At 63.9% G+C, this 16,679-nt stretch carries 14 protein-coding genes, 2 tRNA genes and 2 pseudogenes; 9 read left to right on the forward strand and 9 right to left on the reverse strand.

Going from position 1 to position 16,679, the window contains the following annotated elements:
• Positions 1-17 precede the first annotated feature (17 nt).
• A complete protein-coding gene (locus tag CKO27_RS08300) occupies positions 18-1,448 on the forward strand; it encodes a pyridoxal phosphate-dependent decarboxylase family protein (RefSeq protein WP_200374417.1) in 1,431 nt (476 codons plus the stop codon).
• Positions 1,449-1,611: 163 nt separating this feature from the next.
• On the opposite strand, the gene CKO27_RS08305 is transcribed toward CKO27_RS08300, so the two are convergent.
• From CKO27_RS08305 to CKO27_RS08315, 3 genes are all read right to left on the reverse strand, one after another.
• Positions 1,612-1,698, reverse strand: a tRNA-Leu gene (locus CKO27_RS08305).
• 123 nt (positions 1,699-1,821) lie between these two features.
• Entirely contained in the window at positions 1,822-2,265 is a 444-nt protein-coding gene (locus tag CKO27_RS08310; RefSeq protein WP_200374418.1) for a tetratricopeptide repeat protein, read from the reverse strand.
• 101 nt (positions 2,266-2,366) lie between these two features.
• Complete coding sequence (locus CKO27_RS08315; protein ID WP_200374419.1) at positions 2,367-3,179, reverse strand: inositol monophosphatase family protein; 813 nt, start codon at positions 3,177-3,179, stop codon at positions 2,367-2,369.
• Between the two features lie 108 nt (positions 3,180-3,287).
• Between CKO27_RS08315 and CKO27_RS08320 the strand changes: the two genes are divergently transcribed.
• The 4 genes from CKO27_RS08320 to CKO27_RS08335 all read left to right on the forward strand — a co-directional run bounded on the left by CKO27_RS08320 (position 3,288) and on the right by CKO27_RS08335 (position 6,934).
• Positions 3,288-4,790 carry a mannose-1-phosphate guanylyltransferase/mannose-6-phosphate isomerase gene (locus tag CKO27_RS08320; RefSeq protein ID WP_200374420.1) on the forward strand — a complete coding sequence of 501 codons (1,503 nt, stop codon included), beginning with the start codon at positions 3,288-3,290 and terminating at the stop codon, positions 4,788-4,790.
• 73 nt (positions 4,791-4,863) lie between these two features.
• Positions 4,864-5,955 (forward strand): redox-regulated ATPase YchF, encoded by a 1,092-nt coding sequence (gene ychF, locus CKO27_RS08325; protein WP_200374421.1) that lies wholly within the window; start codon positions 4,864-4,866, stop codon positions 5,953-5,955.
• Positions 5,956-6,130: 175 nt separating this feature from the next.
• Positions 6,131-6,313 carry a MerR family transcriptional regulator gene (locus CKO27_RS08330; protein WP_200374422.1) on the forward strand — a complete coding sequence of 61 codons (183 nt, stop codon included), beginning with the start codon at positions 6,131-6,133 and terminating at the stop codon, positions 6,311-6,313.
• A gap of 69 nt (positions 6,314-6,382) precedes the next feature.
• Positions 6,383-6,934: a MerR family transcriptional regulator gene (locus CKO27_RS08335; protein ID WP_200374423.1), complete on the forward strand. Its 552-nt coding sequence runs from the start codon at positions 6,383-6,385 to the stop codon at positions 6,932-6,934.
• A gap of 26 nt (positions 6,935-6,960) precedes the next feature.
• Here CKO27_RS08335 and CKO27_RS08340 read toward each other — a convergent pair whose 3' ends face one another.
• Together CKO27_RS08340 and CKO27_RS08345 are read right to left on the reverse strand one after the other, a co-directional pair.
• Positions 6,961-7,419, reverse strand: coding sequence for a bacteriohemerythrin (locus CKO27_RS08340; RefSeq protein WP_200374424.1), 459 nt, complete (start codon positions 7,417-7,419; stop codon positions 6,961-6,963).
• A 641-nt stretch (positions 7,420-8,060) separates the two neighbouring features.
• Positions 8,061-8,333: an SGNH/GDSL hydrolase family protein gene (locus CKO27_RS08345; protein WP_200374425.1), complete on the reverse strand. Its 273-nt coding sequence runs from the start codon at positions 8,331-8,333 to the stop codon at positions 8,061-8,063.
• Positions 8,334-8,534: 201 nt separating this feature from the next.
• Here CKO27_RS08345 and CKO27_RS08350 point away from each other — a divergent pair, with 201 nt between their 5' ends.
• Complete coding sequence (locus CKO27_RS08350; RefSeq protein WP_200374426.1) at positions 8,535-8,720, forward strand: putative motility protein; 186 nt, start codon at positions 8,535-8,537, stop codon at positions 8,718-8,720.
• Positions 8,721-8,918: 198 nt separating this feature from the next.
• Here CKO27_RS08350 and CKO27_RS08355 read toward each other — a convergent pair whose 3' ends face one another.
• Complete coding sequence (locus CKO27_RS08355) at positions 8,919-10,916, reverse strand: methyl-accepting chemotaxis protein (RefSeq protein WP_200374427.1); 1,998 nt, start codon at positions 10,914-10,916, stop codon at positions 8,919-8,921.
• A gap of 526 nt (positions 10,917-11,442) precedes the next feature.
• A complete protein-coding gene (locus tag CKO27_RS08360; RefSeq protein WP_200374428.1) occupies positions 11,443-11,760 on the reverse strand; it encodes a YebG family protein in 318 nt (105 codons plus the stop codon).
• A gap of 131 nt (positions 11,761-11,891) precedes the next feature.
• Here CKO27_RS08360 and CKO27_RS08365 point away from each other — a divergent pair.
• Together CKO27_RS08365 and CKO27_RS08370 are read left to right on the forward strand one after the other, a co-directional pair.
• Positions 11,892-12,158, forward strand: a pseudogene (locus CKO27_RS08365) (ISKra4-like element ISTvi1 family transposase); the annotation flags it as partial.
• Between the two features lie 94 nt (positions 12,159-12,252).
• Positions 12,253-12,329 (forward strand) — tRNA-Met (locus tag CKO27_RS08370).
• A 290-nt stretch (positions 12,330-12,619) separates the two neighbouring features.
• On the opposite strand, the pseudogene CKO27_RS08375 reads toward CKO27_RS08370, so the two are convergent.
• Both CKO27_RS08375 and CKO27_RS08380 read right to left on the reverse strand, forming a co-directional pair.
• Positions 12,620-13,799 (reverse strand): annotated as a pseudogene (locus CKO27_RS08375) (IS3 family transposase).
• Positions 13,800-13,968: 169 nt separating this feature from the next.
• Positions 13,969-14,769: a LytR/AlgR family response regulator transcription factor gene (locus tag CKO27_RS08380; protein ID WP_200374430.1), complete on the reverse strand. Its 801-nt coding sequence runs from the start codon at positions 14,767-14,769 to the stop codon at positions 13,969-13,971.
• Between the two features lie 422 nt (positions 14,770-15,191).
• Between CKO27_RS08380 and argH the strand changes: the two genes are divergently transcribed.
• Positions 15,192-16,622, forward strand: coding sequence for an argininosuccinate lyase (argH, locus tag CKO27_RS08385; RefSeq protein ID WP_200374431.1), 1,431 nt, complete (start codon positions 15,192-15,194; stop codon positions 16,620-16,622).
• Positions 16,623-16,679 lie beyond the last annotated feature (57 nt).

Consider the following 16,679-nt stretch of genomic DNA (forward strand, 5'->3'; position numbering starts at 1 on the left):
CACCCTCGTCACCGCCCATGACCTTCCGCTCGGACCTGGACATCGTCGCCACCGCACTGGATCGCCAGGTCGCCCAGGCGCGCGCCCGCGCCGTGCCCGTGCTGGCACAGCGACCCCTGGCGACCCTGATCGATGAACTGCGACTCGACCACTTCGCCCGCCAGGGCGGACTGGAGGGCGAGGCGCTGCAGGACTTCATGGGGCGTTATCTCAAGACCATCATCAATCTGCACCAGCCCGGCTACCTGGGACATCAGGTGGCCGCCCCGCATCCCGGCGCCGCGCTCGGGGCGCTGATCGACGCCCTGACCAATAACCCCATGGCGATCTACGAGATGGGTCCGGGCGCCGCCGCCATCGAATATTTCGTCATCAACTGGATGCTCGAAAAGGTCGGCTGGACCCCGGCGCCGCTGGATCTGGAGCGGCTGGGCGCGGCGGGCTTCGGCGGCGGCGTGCTGACCCATGGCGGGTCGCTGGCGAATCTGACGGCCATGATCGCGGCCCGATCGAGCGTGCGGCCCGATGCCTGGCGCGAGGGCCACCGCGATGATCTCGCCCTGCTGGCGCCGGGCAACAACCATTACAGCATCGAGCGCGCGGTCGGCATCCTGGGACTGGGGACGCGGAACATCTACCCGGTCCCCACCGATGCGCGCGGCGTCATGGACCCCGACGCGCTCCCCTCGACACTCGCCCAAGTTCGCGCGGATGGCCGCACACCCCTGGCGCTGGTCGCCAATGCCTGTAGTACCGCCGTCGGCGTCCATGACCGGCTGCGACCGCTCGGCGAGTTCTGCCGGGCCGAAGGAATCTGGTTCCATGTCGACGGCGCCCATGGGGCCTCGGCCCTTCTCTCAACCGAGTACCGCCACCTGCTGGATGGTGTCGAGCTGGCCGACTCACTGACCTGGGATGCCCACAAGATGCTGCGCACCTCCGCCGTCTGCGCCGCCCTGCTGGTACGCGATCACCGCACCCTCGACAGCGCCTTCAGCCAGGAGGCGAGCTATCTCTTCCACGACAAGGAACAGCCCGGCTTCGACTTCCTCCCGCGCGCGGTCGAATGCACCAAGAGCGGGTTGGGACTCAAGTTCTACCTGGTGCTCGCCGCGCTGGGTGAACAGGGGCTCGCCGACTATGTCGAGCGGCAGTATCGGTTGACCGCCGACGCCTATGTGTGGCTGCGCGGAATCGAGGGTCTGGATGTCCCCGTGGCTCCCGAATCGAACATCCTCTGCTTCCGGCTCCCTGGCTCCGATGCGCGCCAACTGGAACTGCGCCGTCAGTTGCTCGTCGAGGGCGACTTCTATCTCACCTCGACCCAGTTCCAGGGCCGGCGCTATCTGCGCCTCGTCTTCATGAATCCGGAGACGACGATGGAGGATGTCGAGCGGTTGATCGCGCGCCTCCGCCGTTTCGAGCGCGAAACAGGCGGGGTCGAGTGAAATGCCCCATCCGGCGATCAGGGGTTGACGGGGACTCTCGACGGTTTTGAAGTGGCGCCGCTCCCGAATCGCGGCCTTGGTCTGGGTTCCCCATCGCTTGGCATCGGTCAGGCGCTAAAAACAAAAAGGGCTAGGCGTTTCCGCCTAACCCTTTGTTTTAAATTGGTACCGAGGGCCGGACTCGAACCGGCATGGGGTCGCCCCCGTCAGATTTTGAGTCTGATGCGTCTACCAATTTCGCCACCCCGGCAACGCAGCGGGCGAGTATATCCGACTCGATGGGCGAAGCGGTAGCTCCCTCTGGAAGAAAACGGCCGATCGCGCGGCTGGATGGCCTTTGGTCGCCAACGCGGGCGCGGCCGTCGGATGGGCGTCAACGCTCCTCGAAGCCCGCGAGTCGGTAGAGTCGCTTGGCTTCCTCAAGATCTTTCTCCACGCCCTGTCCTTCCTCGTACATCATGGCCAGGGTGGTCAGCGAGCCGACGAGCCCCTGGTCGGCGGCCTTCTTGAACCACTCGATCGCCTTGGCGGGGTTTTTGTCGGTGCATTCTCCCTGCATGTACATGAAGGCGAGTCCGTGCTGGGCGAGGTTGAACCCCGCTTTCGCCGCGTTCTTCATGTAGCTGAAGGCCATGAGCGGATTCGGGAGCATGCCGAGTCCGTTCTGGGCCATGATCGCCATCCGGTACTGGGCGTCGATGTCGCCCCGTTCGGCCAGCGGGGACAGCAGACCCACGGCGCGGGAAAACTGCTTGGATTCGAAGGCCGCGATGCCGCTGGCCAACTCCATGTCGATCGGGGTCGGGTCGTCGGTCATTTGAATACACCTCAATGGAAGCGGAGGAGGGGGCTGGCCTCCTCCTGTATTTGGTCGGCGTGAATTGAGGGCATTCGCCAGTGAATCAAAGGCTTCGCTTCTCAAGGCGCCGGCGGTTCGATGCCCAGGCAGGCGAGCCAGGCGTGCAGCAGCTCCTCGTTCGCCGCCGCGATGGCGAGGCGTGAGTCCAGGCTCAGGCCGGGGCTGGGTGTCAGGCGATCCGGGGTCAGGTGCCTGGCTGCGGCTCCGGCTTCCTCCGCGATCAGACGTCCGGCGGCGTAGTCCCAGAGCTTTTGGCCGCCATGCAGATAGAGCTGGAAACGACCGGCCGCCAGCCAGCACCATTCGAGCGCGACCGAGCCCAGGTTCCGCTGCGAGGCGAAGCATGGCTTGCCGAGCAGTTTGGCCAGGGTGTCCGGCGGCAGACGCTTGAAGTCGATCACGGCCAGACAATCCCGGAGGGCCGGATTGGGCGCGAAGGGGCGGATGGGCGCCTCGTTCAGGCAGGCCCCCCGGCCCCTCGCCGCGGTGAAACATTCGTCGCGCACGGGATCGAGGATGGCGCCCAGCACCGGCTGGCCCTTTTCGATCAAGGCCAGCGAGATCGAGAAGGCCGGAAAGCCCCCGGCATAGTTGCTGGTTCCGTCCAGCGGGTCGAGCACCCAGAGACCGCGCTCCGATTCATTGATGAGACGCGCCTGTTCATCGGGGGTCATCTCCTCGCCGAGCAGCGGGATGTCGGGGAAGGCGCGGCCGAGCGATTCGGCGATATGGCGTTGCGAGGCGATGTCGGTTTCAGTGACGAAGCTTCCATCGGCCTTGTGTCGGGCGCGCACCTGGTGCCAGCCTGGCATCACGAACTTCGCGGCGGTCTCGCGCAGCAGGCGCGCCATTTGGATCGGTTCGGGGGTCATGAGGTCGGTTCGATCTGGTTGATCAGACTCTTGGTTTGACCAAGATGGGGCTGGATTGCTCTAATTCGCCGCTTGGACATCCCATTCATACGGAACCCGTCACCAGCGATGCTATTGCAACCCGTCATTCTTTCCGGTGGATCCGGCACGCGACTCTGGCCGCTCTCGCGCGAGGCCTATCCCAAGCAATTCCTGCCGCTGACCAGCGAGCATACCATGCTCCAGGAGACGGTCCGGCGGATCGACGGCCTGAGCGCCGAGCACCCGCGCCTGGCGATCGGCCAGCTCGACCCGCTGGTGGTCTGCAATGACAGCCATCGCTTCCTGGTCGCCGAGCAGCTGCGGCTTATCGGTCGGCGGCCCGCCCGCATCGTCCTGGAGCCCAAGGGCCGCAACACCGCCCCGGCCCTGACGCTGGCCGCGCTCGCCGCGTCTGGGCCGGGCGAGGATCCGGTGCTGCTGGTCATGCCGGCGGACCACGTCATCCGCAACGAGCCCGGCTTTCGCGCGGCCGTGGCCGATGCCTACGCGATCGCCAGCGAGGGTTCCGTCGTCACCTTCGGGATCGTTCCCGGCAAGCCCGAAACCGGTTATGGCTACATTCGCCAGGGTCAGGCGCTGCGCATGGAGGGCCTCTCGGGGTCGGCTTACGCGCTGGATGGATTCGTCGAGAAACCCGACGTCGAGACCGCGCGGCGCTATCTGTCGACGGGCGAGTATCTGTGGAATAGCGGCATCTTCGTGCTCCGGGCCTCGGTGTGGCTGGATCTGCTCGAACGCTTCCGGCCGGATATCGCCCAGGCGGTGGCCAAGGCGTTCGACAGCGCCCAATTGGACGGCGACTTTCTCCGGCTCGACCCCGATCTGTTCGGCGCCTGCCCCAGCGACTCGATCGACTACGCGGTGATGGAACGGCTCTCGGCGGCGGCTCAATCCGGGGACGCGGCCGATTTTCCGCGCGCCGTGGTGGTGCCCCTGGATGTCGGCTGGTCGGACGTTGGCGCCTGGTCGGCCCTCTGGGAGGTGCGCGAGCAGGACGCGACCGGCAACGTGCTCGATGGCGATGCCTTCGTTCACAATGCCAACGACAATCTGCTGGTGGCCAAGCACCGGATGCTGGCGGTGATCGGCGTGAACAACCTGATCGTGGTGGAGACGCCGGACGCGGTTCTGGTCACGAGCAAGGAAGCGGCGCAGGACGTCAAGGCGGTCACCCAATTCCTCCAGAGTCAGCAGCGCGATGAGCACAGGCATCATCAGCGTGTCCACCGGCCCTGGGGTTCCTACGAATCGATCGGGCAGGGCTCGCGCTATCAGGTCAAGCGACTGGTGGTGAAGCCGGGTGAGTCACTCTCCTTGCAGATGCATCATCATCGCGCGGAACACTGGGTCGTCGTCTCCGGGACCGCGCGGGTGGCCTGCGACGACAAGACCTTCCTGCTCACCGAGAATCAATCGACCTATATTCCGGTGGGCGCCACCCATCGGCTGGAGAATCCCGGCAGCATCCCGCTGGAGCTGATCGAGGTTCAATCCGGGAGCTATCTCGGAGAGGACGACATCGTGCGCTTCGAGGACCGCTACAATCGCGACCAGAGCCCGTCGGGTTGAGCGGCCTGATGATCTAGCGCCGCTCGTCGCAAGTCCTGTAGACTCACAGGATTTTTTCGAGCGGATTTAAGCCATGGGATTCAAATGCGGCATCGTCGGCCTGCCCAACGTGGGCAAGTCGACCCTCTTCAATGCCCTCACTCAGGCCGCCATCGCGGCCGAGAACTACCCCTTCTGCACCATCGACCCGAACGTCGGCGTGGTGCCGCTGCCGGATGCCCGGCTCGACGTCATCGCCTCCATCACCAAACCGCAGCGGGTGTTGCCCACCTCGATGCAGTTCGTCGACATCGCCGGCCTGGTCGCCGGGGCCTCCAAGGGCGAGGGTCTCGGCAATAAATTCCTCGCCAATATCCGCGAAACCGATGCGATCGCCCATGTCGTGCGCTGTTTCGTCGACGACGATGTCGTGCATGTCGCCGGCAAGATCGATCCGCTGGGCGACATCGAGGTCATCAACACGGAACTGGCCCTGGCCGACCTGGACTCGGTCGCCAAGGCCCTGGATCGCGCGCAGCGCGTGGCCAAGACGGGCGACAAGCAGATCCTCAAACGCAAGGAGCTGCTTGAACAGGCCTATGCGCAACTGGATGCCGGTCGCCCCGTTCGCTCCCTCGGATGGGACCAGGAGGCGCTGTCGGAGCTGCGCGATCTGTTCCTGCTGACCGCCAAGCCGACCATGTACATCGCCAACGTGGCCGAGGACGGGTTCGTCGACAACCCGCTGCTCGATCAGGTCGTGGCGCTGGCGGCGGAGGAGGGGGCCGCGGTGGTGCCCGTCTGCGCGGCGATCGAGGCCGAGATCGTCGAACTCGACGAGGACGCGCGACAGGAATTTCTCACCGATCTCGGGCTCGACGAGCCGGGCCTGAACCGGGTCGTGCGAGTCGGCTATCGCCTGCTGGGCCTGGAGACCTATTTCACGGCCGGACCCAAGGAGGTGCGCGCCTGGACCATCCCCAAGCAGGCCAAGGCCCCCCAGGCGGCGGCTGTGATCCACACCGACTTCGAGCGCGGTTTCATCCGCGCCGAGGTCATCGCCTACGAGGATTTCGTCGCCTGCAAGGGCGAGCAGGGCGCCAAGGAGGCCGGCAAGTTGCGCTCGGAGGGCAAGGAATACGTCGTCAAGGACGGCGACATCATCCATTTCCGCTTCAACGTCTAGCGGCTCGGCGTCAGGACCATCACGGCGCCATGCGGTGGCTCTCCGCTCCTGACCGCTCACTCCGCGCACGAGGCTGAAGCGTCCCGCTTGACCTGACGACCACTGGATACTTGAAGCTCCGCTCCGGTGTCCGCCAATCGGCGGACGTCCGACTAACCCAACGACGGAGCGACGCATGCCCCAGACAACCCTGACCAAAGACCAATGGATCGCGCTGTTTCAGGCGATCGGACTTGACGCCGAGACGATGTGGCGCTGGCATCAGTGCTTCGAGGCGCGCCATCCCGACCAGCATCAGTCCTTCCTGGAGTGGCTCGGGATCCCGGCCGAGGAGATCCAGCGGATTCGCGCCGGCTGATCCAGCCTGATCCACCCGGCGGCCGCGCCCTTGCCCGGCCGCCGTTCACGACGACAGCGACCCAAGCCCATGACGGCCACCACCTGGACCATCGGACAGCTCGCCCGGCGCTTCGCGCTCGCGCGCGGCACGCTCCTTTACTACGACAGCATCGGCCTCCTGATGCCCAGCGGTCGCACCGGCGGCAACTATCGGCTCTACGGCGCGGCGGACGTGGAACGGCTGGCGAAGATCCGGCGCTACCGGGCGGCGGGTCTGTCCCTGGAGGCGATCCAGCAGCTCCTGCGCCAGGAAGGGGAGGGGCCGCGCGGCCTCCTGGAGCAGCGTCTGTCCGCCATCGACCAGGAGATCCAGCAGCTGCGCGAGCAGCAGTCGCTGATCCTGCGGCTGCTCAAGTCGGACAGCGCCACCTTGGCCAGCCCGATGACCAAGGCGCTGTGGATCGCCATGCTGAACGCCGCCGGCCTGGATGAGGCGGGCATGCGGCGCTGGCACCAAGCGTTCGAGCGTCACGCACCCGAGGCCCATCAGGCGTTCCTGGTCTCGCTGGATATCGACCCCGAGGAGATCGCCGGGATCCGGGCCTGGTCGAACGCGACGGACCAGGTGGATATCGCGTGACGGAAGTCGAGGCACCTTGCATCGACTTAGGACTTGAGTTTAGGCCCCGTATGCTGGGGCTTCAGATAGGAAAGCATGGCCGTATCCATTTTGGCGATGTGTCCAACAATCCAGCCGCGTGCCAAGTTGAGTACCTCCTGATCCAGACCACCCCGGACCAATTCAGGATCATTCAGCCCTCCATGAGTGGTCGCGATCTTCTGAAGATGGTCGTTGACCTCTTTCAACCGCTCCAGAATTTCCTGATGGGCCATCTTGTGCGCTAAATATCCGGGATAACCGATCGAGACTTGGAGCTTCTCTTCGCGCAGGAAGTGCTCTTCGGTATATTCAAAGAGTTGCCCGAAAAAAAGCGGTAAATGTTTCATCTGATCGGGTGCGCTCAAGGCCAGTTCGACACAATTAAAGATGGCGAAGAGATACTTATGGTCTTGATCGAGCCGCTCGTCGCCCGTCGTTAATTGTGGTCGCCAGATAATCGGCATAGTAACTACTCAAGCTGTAAACGGGATTTGAGGCGAATGGCGCTAAGATAAGCGCGTAATCTATACAAAACAGATGCTTACATGGCCAGCCCGAGAGTCCGAAGCGCTACGGAATCCAGCAGAATCCAGGGGATCCTGGCAGGCATTCGCTGATGTTGCGGCAGCCGAAATCCGGGTTGTCACCTAAGTTGCTGATATTTATAATAGCCTGCTTATCTTAGTGCCATTCGGGTCTGAGGCGCAACGGAACAGAAAAACCGAGGCCAGGGGCCGACCCCGTGGTTTCCGGCGATTCGCGGCCGGTCGTCTCGCCGAGGTATACCCCAGCGAAGCACTCGGCGTAAACGGATTTAGCCCATCGTTATCAAGCGACGCGAAGGCGTGCCGGCACCCGCCTCCGGCCCGATTCGGCGGCCTCCAGGGGCGCACTCGTGTATACCTTGGCCGCCCTGTGCCATGGGCGATCGGGTGGGGGCCTCGGTCGGACCGCCGGCTCCTTCACCAGGCGCCCTCCCGGTCGAGTCGGTCATCGAGGGCTTCGGCCATGACGCGATAGCCCTCGCGGTTGAAATGGATCGTATCGGACTTGTAGGCACGCTGGCGTAGCCGATCGGCGATCGGATCCTCGGCCAGCAGAGATCCTAGGTCTCGGCCAGGGCTCGATAGAGGGGCGCCACCTTGGAGAATAGCCGCTTCTCGGGCACCCCGATCCGCGCCACCGGAATGCCGCGCGCCTGGGCCAGTTCGAGCATGGCGGCCAGGTTGGCGTGCGTGATCGCGGGATCGAGGTGGCGCAGGATGTCATGGCCCCCTTCGAGCCGAGGCAGGAGATCGGGTGCGGTGTCCTCCAGCCCACGCGGAAGCCGTGCCAGCCCCTCGGCCGTGACCTCGCCGGAAATCCCGGCATGGATCACCCGCCGTCAGGCATCGCAAAGGCCTGCGGCGTCCCTTTGGGGTCTGGGATCGGCGGGTTGGGTTGGCCTGACACCAGGATGCCGCGCCCGTGCGCGCGACAGGGTCGGGACGACCCGGCTTCAGTTCTGGAGCCTGGGGCCGTTAAGGAGACCAGGCATCAGGCACCGTGCCTGGTCTCGCGAACCCAGGAGATCCAGACCGTGGAAATTCCCACCTCGACGACCGGACTCGCCATGCTCGCCACCTCGCTCGCCCAGGGCAAGGTCGAGAGCGCGGTCGACGTCGCCGTGCTGAAAAAGTCCATCGAGCTTCAGGAGCAGACAGCGACGCATCTGCTCCAGAGCCTGCCCGATGGCGTCGGCACCCAGATCAACACTACCGCCTGACTAGCCATCAAGGATGATATCCATACAGGCCCTTTCGGTTACACCCGGAAATCAAGGGGGCCGCATGGCGTGAACGCCATGTTAATTCCGGACCTGGCGTTGATTGACCGCGAACCGGAGGCGCCTCCGTCAAATCGCTCAGGATGAGAACCAAAGCCCACGGGCTCGGTCTCCCGTTAACGGTCAGCCGGAGGCGACTCACACCCCTGGCCCGTTTTGGACACCATGAAACCGGGAGACCAAGCCGCGCAGTGTCTTCGCCAGGACCGCCAGCCCCTGAACGTGCTCCCGCGCCAAGAGAATGCTCTGGTCGTTATCCCTGGCTAAATGTCCCACGCTGTCGACGTTGTTGGACAGTGCCTGACTGGTGCTCGACTGCTGGTTGGCTTGTCGGCTGACATCGGAGACTCGGGTGAGAATATCGTCGGCGTGCCGGCGAATGGTTTCGATGGACTGGGAGGCTTCCCGTGACAGAGCCACGCCTCGATTGACCTGTTCCGAGGTCAGGCCGACCGTTTTGACGGCCTGGGCGCTTTCCTGTTGGATCGTATTGATGGTCTGGGCGACTTCACTGGTCGCCTGAGCGGTCCGATTGGCCAGCTTACGCACCTCGTCGGCGACCACGGCAAAGCCGCGCCCCTGCTCCCCGGCGCGCGCGGCTTCAATGGCGGCATTCAAGGCCAGCAGATTTGTCTGATCGGCGATCTCGCGAATGACATTGATGATGGTGCTGATCTCGCGGGAGCGTTCGTCGAGTCGTCGCACCCCCTCCGCCACCGCTTGCATGGTCTGGTCGATCTGGCCGATGTCCTCGGCGGTGTGATTCACCGTCTCGGAGGCGCTGGCCGTTAAATGACCGGTCTTGCGCGCCAGGGCCTGCAACTGGTCCGACTGTTGGGCCACCTCGGCGATGGAACGGGCGATCTGGTCCATCTCATCCTGCATGGAACCCGCCGCCTCAAGCTGTTGATGCGAGTGCTGGACGACCGCCTCGGTCGCGGCGATGAGCTCCTGTGTCGTCCTGTCCAGATGACGGCTTTCCTGCGCGATCGCCATCACCAGTTCGCGCAGGCGGGTCATGAAGGTATTGAAGGCGGAACCGATGACGCCGATTTCGTCCTGGCGTTCGACTGTCACCTGCTGGGCGATATCCCCATCCCAATCGGACAGGGTTTGTGCCAGTGTTTTCAAGGGGCGGATCAGGCGGGTCAGGAGCGGCCAAATCAAGGCCGCCAGAATCAGCAGACCGACGACGCCAATCACGGCTGTCAGCCAAGTTATCTGGCGGGCTTCGGACAGGGCCGCCGTTAAGGGGAAGGTGAGCAGTAACGCCCAGGTATTCTGCGCCTTGCCCGGTTTGATCGGCCGCACGAGCGACATCAAGCCAGCCTCATCGACAAATTCATAGGGTTGTCCCTGCTGGATCGCCGTGAGGGCCGCGGCGGGCAGGTCTTTCGCTGGTTTTCCCAGGCGGGCGTTGTCGGGATGGCTGGCATACAAGCCCGCGTTGGAGAGCAAACTGGCCTGGCCAGAACCAAAGGGGCGCACCTCGGATAGAATCTCCTGAAGCCCTCGAAGGGGATAATCCGCGCCCACCGATCCCTGGAAACGCCCCTCGCTCAGGATCGGCACCATGAGCGAAACCATCATGACCGGGCGTCCACCGATGGGAAAGGCATAGGGTTCGCTGGCCCAGGGTCGACCGGTTTTCTTCGGGACGTTGTACCAATCCGACGTTTCGTAATCCGTCACCGGTTCCACGACGACCTTCCCACTGGCCCGGTTCCAGTAAGGCAGGTAGCGTCCGGTCTGATCGTTTTCCGGCGCGACGCTGACGAAGTCGGCGTCGCGCCCATCAAAGGCGTTAGGCTCCCAGTAGGAGCCCAGGCCGATGAGTTGCGGATTGGCTTCGAGGATGGCGGCATTGATCGCCGAGGCGACGGCCCGCTCGGGTTGCCGCTGGTGAATGGCCGACACCGCCAGGGCCAGCGATTCGGCCACGGCATAGGAATGCGCGAACTCGGCTTCGATCCGATTGGCGTAGGTGTCCCCCATGTCGCGGACCATCGCCAAAGCCTGATCGCGGGCTTGGTTCTGAGTGAATGTGGCCATCGCCCCGAACGCCAGCAGAAACATCAGTCCGCTGCCACCCAGCATCCAGAGAAACAGCCGAGCACGTAAAGTTTTGATGAACATCTTATTCCCTATTTGATAAAGGGTTTTCTTCCCTTGGCATAGGCCGCGAAACGGTCGTTGACAGGCGCCGCCTCCCGAAGGCGTGTTCTGCGTTGGAATGGGTGCCAGACAGGAGCGAAGCTGTCACAGCCCGCTATATTGTTGATCGCTGATCTGGTAGCGCCCCAGTCGATAGAATTTCGTGGGAGCGGCTTTTAGCCGCGATGAGCGCCAACGCGAGGTTTTTCGCGGCGGCAAGCCGCTCCACGGGTGTGCTCGTTTGTCGTCATCCTACGAATCAAGGCACTACCGGAAGTTGTACCCCTCTGTTTCCTAAGAAACCCCTTACGGGCGGCCTCCCAGCGGCGAATGCCGGTGATCGGCAAACCATTGTTACCGATGGCTCACGTAATCTGGGTGCTTGAGCGACGAGGCGTATCCCGGCCTCATGGTATCCGCAACCCGCTGTTTCAGAACGACCCTGGTCATCTCATTGGACTGGAGCACGACCGGTCGTGCCTGCGCGATGGCTTTCTGGCGGTTGGTATCAGTTTCGCTCCTGTTGGGCCTTCCTGATCGGTGTCACCCGCTCCGCCGACTCAACCGCCGCCACGTCCGAGTCGCGTTCCACGGGCTTGCCCTTGAGGATCTGCTCGATCTCACGGGCGTTGCGGGCCAGATAGATGGTCAGTTCCTCCAACTCCGACTCGGGCAGGTTGGGCAACACCTGATCGGCACGCAACCACTGCGCCAGACGCTCGGCATTCTCCAGAATCCGGTCATAGGCATCGGCGGCCTTCTTGTCGGCCGTGCGCAAACGCTCGACTCCACGGCTGTCTTTCACGATATATTCAATCTCGATCATTTGGTTGCTGGGCTCCGGCGCCCCATTGTCATGGTCTTGAGCGGGGAGTATAGCCCGGCCTCCCGGCCATCACCGTTCCCGGCACGTTACGCGACAGCCGGGGTTCCTCGCCGCCATTGAGCCCGGCGCCCGAGGAGGAGGCTCCGGTGCGCGCCCGTCACCGCTACCTCGCCAACCACCGTGCCCGCCTGGACGATGCCAGTGCGATTGCCGCGGGCCTGCCGATCGGCTCGGGCGAGATCGAAAGCGCCCACCGCTACGTCGTCCAGCCGCGGCTCAAACGGCCGGGGGCCTGGTGGACTCCAGACAACGCCGAAGCGATGCTCGCACGGCTTCTCGTGCGGGCGAACGGCCAATGGTCGCGGTACTGGAGCGGTGATCTCAAGCAAGCCGCATGACAGCTTCCGCCACCACATCAGTTCTGATCACACCCAGCGGCTCAGCGGCATTTGACGAAATTGGTGTCGGGCGATACCATTCCGCTTCTTTCCTGGCTACGTAGCTCAGTTGGTTAGAGCATCGCACTCATAATGCGAGGGTCCCCTGTTCGAGTCAGGGCGTAGCCACCATATTTCGATGGAAATTCAGCCGCTTACCAAAGCAGCTTTTTCTTGGCCAAAAGCGCCTTCTTTTTTGGGTTTGTTTCAATCCGCGCGCAGCCATCGACTGAGCGGCCTTCAGCATCACCCGGTCACCCGACTTTAACCAGCGCCAGCCTCGCGCTCGGGCGTTGCTCCCGTTCGGCCTCTTCCAGCAGCCTCGACAGACCCGGCGTGGAGTTAGTGCGCGGTGATGTCGTTGTGCGCGTGACCGAGCAGGGTGAGGTTACCTCGGTTTTTTGTCTTCCAAGGAAGCGGTCTCATGCTACCTGATTCTCCGCTTGCTGGGCCTCCCTCCAGTTTTTCAGATACGGCACCGGGGCGGTGTAACCGAGGGTGGAGTGCAGGCGCCGACGGTTGTAGAACACCTCACTGGACTCAAAGGCCGTGGCCTTCATCGCTTTTCGAGTGACGAAGCGCTCCCCGAAGACCCGCTCGTTCTTGAAGCTGTTGAACCAGCTCTCGGTGGGTGCATTATCCCAGCAGTTCCCCTTGCGGCTCATGGAGGGGGTCATGCCGTATTCCCGGAGTTCGTCTTGGAAGGCGTGGCTGGCGTATTGGCTCCCGCGATCGGAATGGTGGAGCAGACCTGGGGCGGGCTGGCGGCGGAACCAGGCCATGGTGAGGGCCTCGGTGACGAGATCGGCTGTCAGGCGCGGCTTCAAGGACCAGCCCACCACCTCGCGGTTGAACAGATCCAGCACGATGGCCAGGTACAGCCAGCCTTCCTCGGTCCACAGGTACGTGATGTCGGAGGTCCAGGCCTGATTCGGACCGTTGGGGCTGAAGTCACGCGCGAACACGTTATCCGCCACGGGCAGGCTGTGCTTGGAGTCGGTCGTGGCCTTGTAACGGCGCTTATGGCGCCCATGGAGGCCGTTTCGCGCCTCAGGCGCTCGCCCCGCTCCTTGCTGGCGGGAAAGCCCCGTGCACGCCACTCCCGCACCATTCGCGGGCTCCCATAGGCGCCCTTGAGCTCGACATGGATGGACTGGATCAACGCGAGCCACTGGACATCCGTGAACCCCTGGCGATCCGCCAGGCCCCCATGTTTCCAGGCGCGATAGCCGCTGACGCTGACCGCCAGCGCCGCGCACAGTTCAGCGAGCGCGAAGCCCGTCCCTTGTTCGGCCATCCAGGCGTACTTCACAGAACATCCCGCGCCAAGTACGCCGCCGCTTTTTTTACGATTTCAAGCTCCCGCTTGAGTCGCCCATTCTCGGCGCGCAAGCGCGAGAGTTCCATGGCTTCGGGCGCCACCTTGGGCACACCAGGACCGTCCAGCTTGCCGGCATCGTATCGCTTGACCCAGTGGCGCAGGGTCTGCTCGACCAAGCCCATCTCCTTGGCCACCACGCTCACCAGTTTGCCATCCTTCACCCGCTTAACCGCCTGTTCCTTGAACTCGACGGTGTACTCCTGCTTCGGAATCTTCTGCATTTTCGTCTCCAGTGTGACTGACAGTCTACGTCACCCTTGGAAGACTAAATTTCGGGGGAACCTCAGTGACGGATGGGAACGATGAGGCCAGCCTGGCGTTTCTGGCGGGCGCCTATGACGGCACCATCGGCTGGCTGGCCGCGATTTGGATCGCGGCCCTGACCGGGGTCTATTGGATCTGGTCCGGCAGGCGGCGGGGCTCGGGCTGATCCCGGACGGGTCTCGCGACCCGATCGGTCTCGCGCAACCAGCGGCGGACCTCGCTCAGATGCCGACGGCTCACCAACAGCCTGTCGCCGCAATCGCGAACCTGAACCTGGGTCGAACCATCCGGCTGTCTTTCGAGCCCGCCCAATCGCGCGCGCGCGACCAGGGCATTGCGGTGGATGCGCAGGAAGAGATCCGGAAATTCCCGCTCGAACGAGCGCAGCGACTCATCGACGAGCAATTCGCCGTTCGCGTGCCGGATGCTCACGTACTTCTGATCGGCCCGCAGATAGATGATGTCCTCGACGGCGACGCTCTGGATCCCGCCCCGATACCAGGCATCGACGGTCCGCCGACGCTCCGGGCCGATGGCCGTGGTTCGTCCCCGATCCTTCTCGAATCCGGAGAGCGTCCGCGCCAGACGCAGGGCTTCGCGCAGACGGTCGAGCCCCACGGGCTTGAGCAGGCGCCCGGCCACCTGACGTTCGCAGCCGAGCGGGGCGGGGGTGTTCGCCGGAGACATCAGGATGATGGTCGGCGGCCGTTCCAATAGGGCCAGCCGTCGCGCGGCCTCCAGGCCGGTCATCCCCGGCATCTGGGTATCCATCAGAACCAGATCGATCGGCTCGGCGCGACAGTGGTCGATGGCTTCCCAACCATTCGCCGCCTCGCCGGCGAACTCGTGGTCACCATCGGTTTCGGCGAGCAGGCGCCGCAGGCACTCCCGTGTTGGCGGCTCGTCGTCAACAACCAGAATTTTCATCTCTAATCCTCGTATCCATGGAGCGATGAGTCGATGTCGAAATGGACCGGGATGACGAGCCTCGCTCTGGCCTGGGAGTCTGGCGGCGTGTCGTTCGGGCGTGGTCCTTCGCGGTCGATGAATGACGCCGGGTTCGGGCACGTTTCTCCCTATCGGGTGGCTGTCGAGTTCTGTCTTCCAGCGGGTCCGGGTGCGAGGCGAGGTCGATAAGCCATTACAAATACTGGAATCCATCTTCCGAACCCCAGGCCCTGTTCCGCGCCCGCCGGTCACTTCGTGCTCGTTTCGATTGGATTCTAGGATCTTCCTCGTCCTCGAACTGTGAAGCGCGGCCGTTTCTTGAATGAAGGGGGTGAGCGCCTTCGCCTGATCCACGCGGGCAGCGTGTAAAATCGTCGCTTTGCCACCTGTTGGACGCCCTCATGCCAGATCCGAATCCCTCCGCCAAGCCCTGGGCCGGGCGCTTCAACGCGCCCACCGATGCCTTCGTCGAGGCCTTCACCGCATCGGTCGATTTCGACCAGCGGCTCTATCGCTACGACATCCAGGGCTCGATCGCCCATGCCAGCATGCTCGCCCGCCAGGGCATCCTGAGCGCCGGGGAGCGCGACGCCATCGTCCAGGGGCTTGAAGCGGTGCGCGCGCGCATCGACGCGGGCGCGTTCGTCTGGTCGATCCCGCTGGAGGATGTCCACATGAATATCGAGTCCGCGCTCACGGCGGACATCGGCGAGGCGGGGAAGAAGCTGCACACCGGCCGCTCGCGCAACGATCAGGTGGCGACCGACGTGCGGCTCTGGCTGCGCGACGAGATCGATCTCATCCGCGCGGCGATCCTGCGTCTGCAAACGGCCCTGCTGGATCTGGCCGAGCGTGAGGCCGACACCATTCTGCCCGGCTTCACCCATTTACAGGTCGCCCAGCCGATCACCTTCGGGCATCACATGCTGGCCTGGTTCGAGATGCTCGAACGCGACCGTGATCGGCTGGCGGACTGTCGTCGGCGGATGAATGTCATGCCGCTCGGCGCGGCGGCGCTGGCCGGGACCACCTATCCCATCGACCGGCACTACACCGCCGAATTGCTCGGCTTCGACCGCCCGGCCGAGAACTCGCTCGACGCCGTCTCCGATCGTGATTTCGCGATCGAATTCACCGCCGACGCGGCCATCCTCATGATGCATCTGTCGCGCTTTTCCGAGGAGCTGATCCTCTGGTCTTCGGCCCAGTTCGGTTTCGTCGATCTGTCCGACAGCTTCTGCACCGGCTCGTCCATCATGCCGCAGAAGAAAAACCCCGACGTGCCCGAACTGGTGCGCGGCAAGAGCGGGCGCATCTTCGGTCATCTGATGGGCTTGCTGACCCTGATGAAATCCCAGCCGCTGGCCTACAACAAGGACAACCAGGAGGACAAGGAGCCGCTGTTCGACACCGTCGACAACCTCAAGGGCTCGCTCAAGGTCTACGCGGACATGATGGGCAATGTCACCTGCAACCGCGAACGCATGCGCGCCGCCGCCAAACAGGGCTTCAGCACCGCCACCGATCTCGCCGATTATCTGGTGCGCCGGGGCATCCCCTTCCGCGACGCCCACGAGATCGTCGGCAAGGCGGTTGGGCTTGGGGTGCGCGAGGGGCGCGATCTGGCGGAGTTGACGCTTGATGAACTGCGCGGGTTCTCGCCGGCGATCGGCGAGGATGTCTTTGGCGTACTCACGCTGGAGGGCTCGGTCGCCGCGCGGGATCATATCGGCGGCACCGCGCCGGCCCAGGTGCGAGCCGCGATCGAGCGTGGACGGCGGCGGCTGATGGCGCCGGAGGGTTCGGATTCGGCCGGGAGCGCCACATCCTGAATCCGGCGATTTGAGCCACATTCAGTGGGCGCTGGGTTCGGACTCTGACGTGGTCAT

Origin of the sequence: Thiocystis violacea (assembly GCF_016583575.1) — a bacterium.
In the GTDB taxonomy this organism is placed as follows: domain Bacteria; phylum Pseudomonadota; class Gammaproteobacteria; order Chromatiales; family Chromatiaceae; genus Thiocystis; species Thiocystis violacea.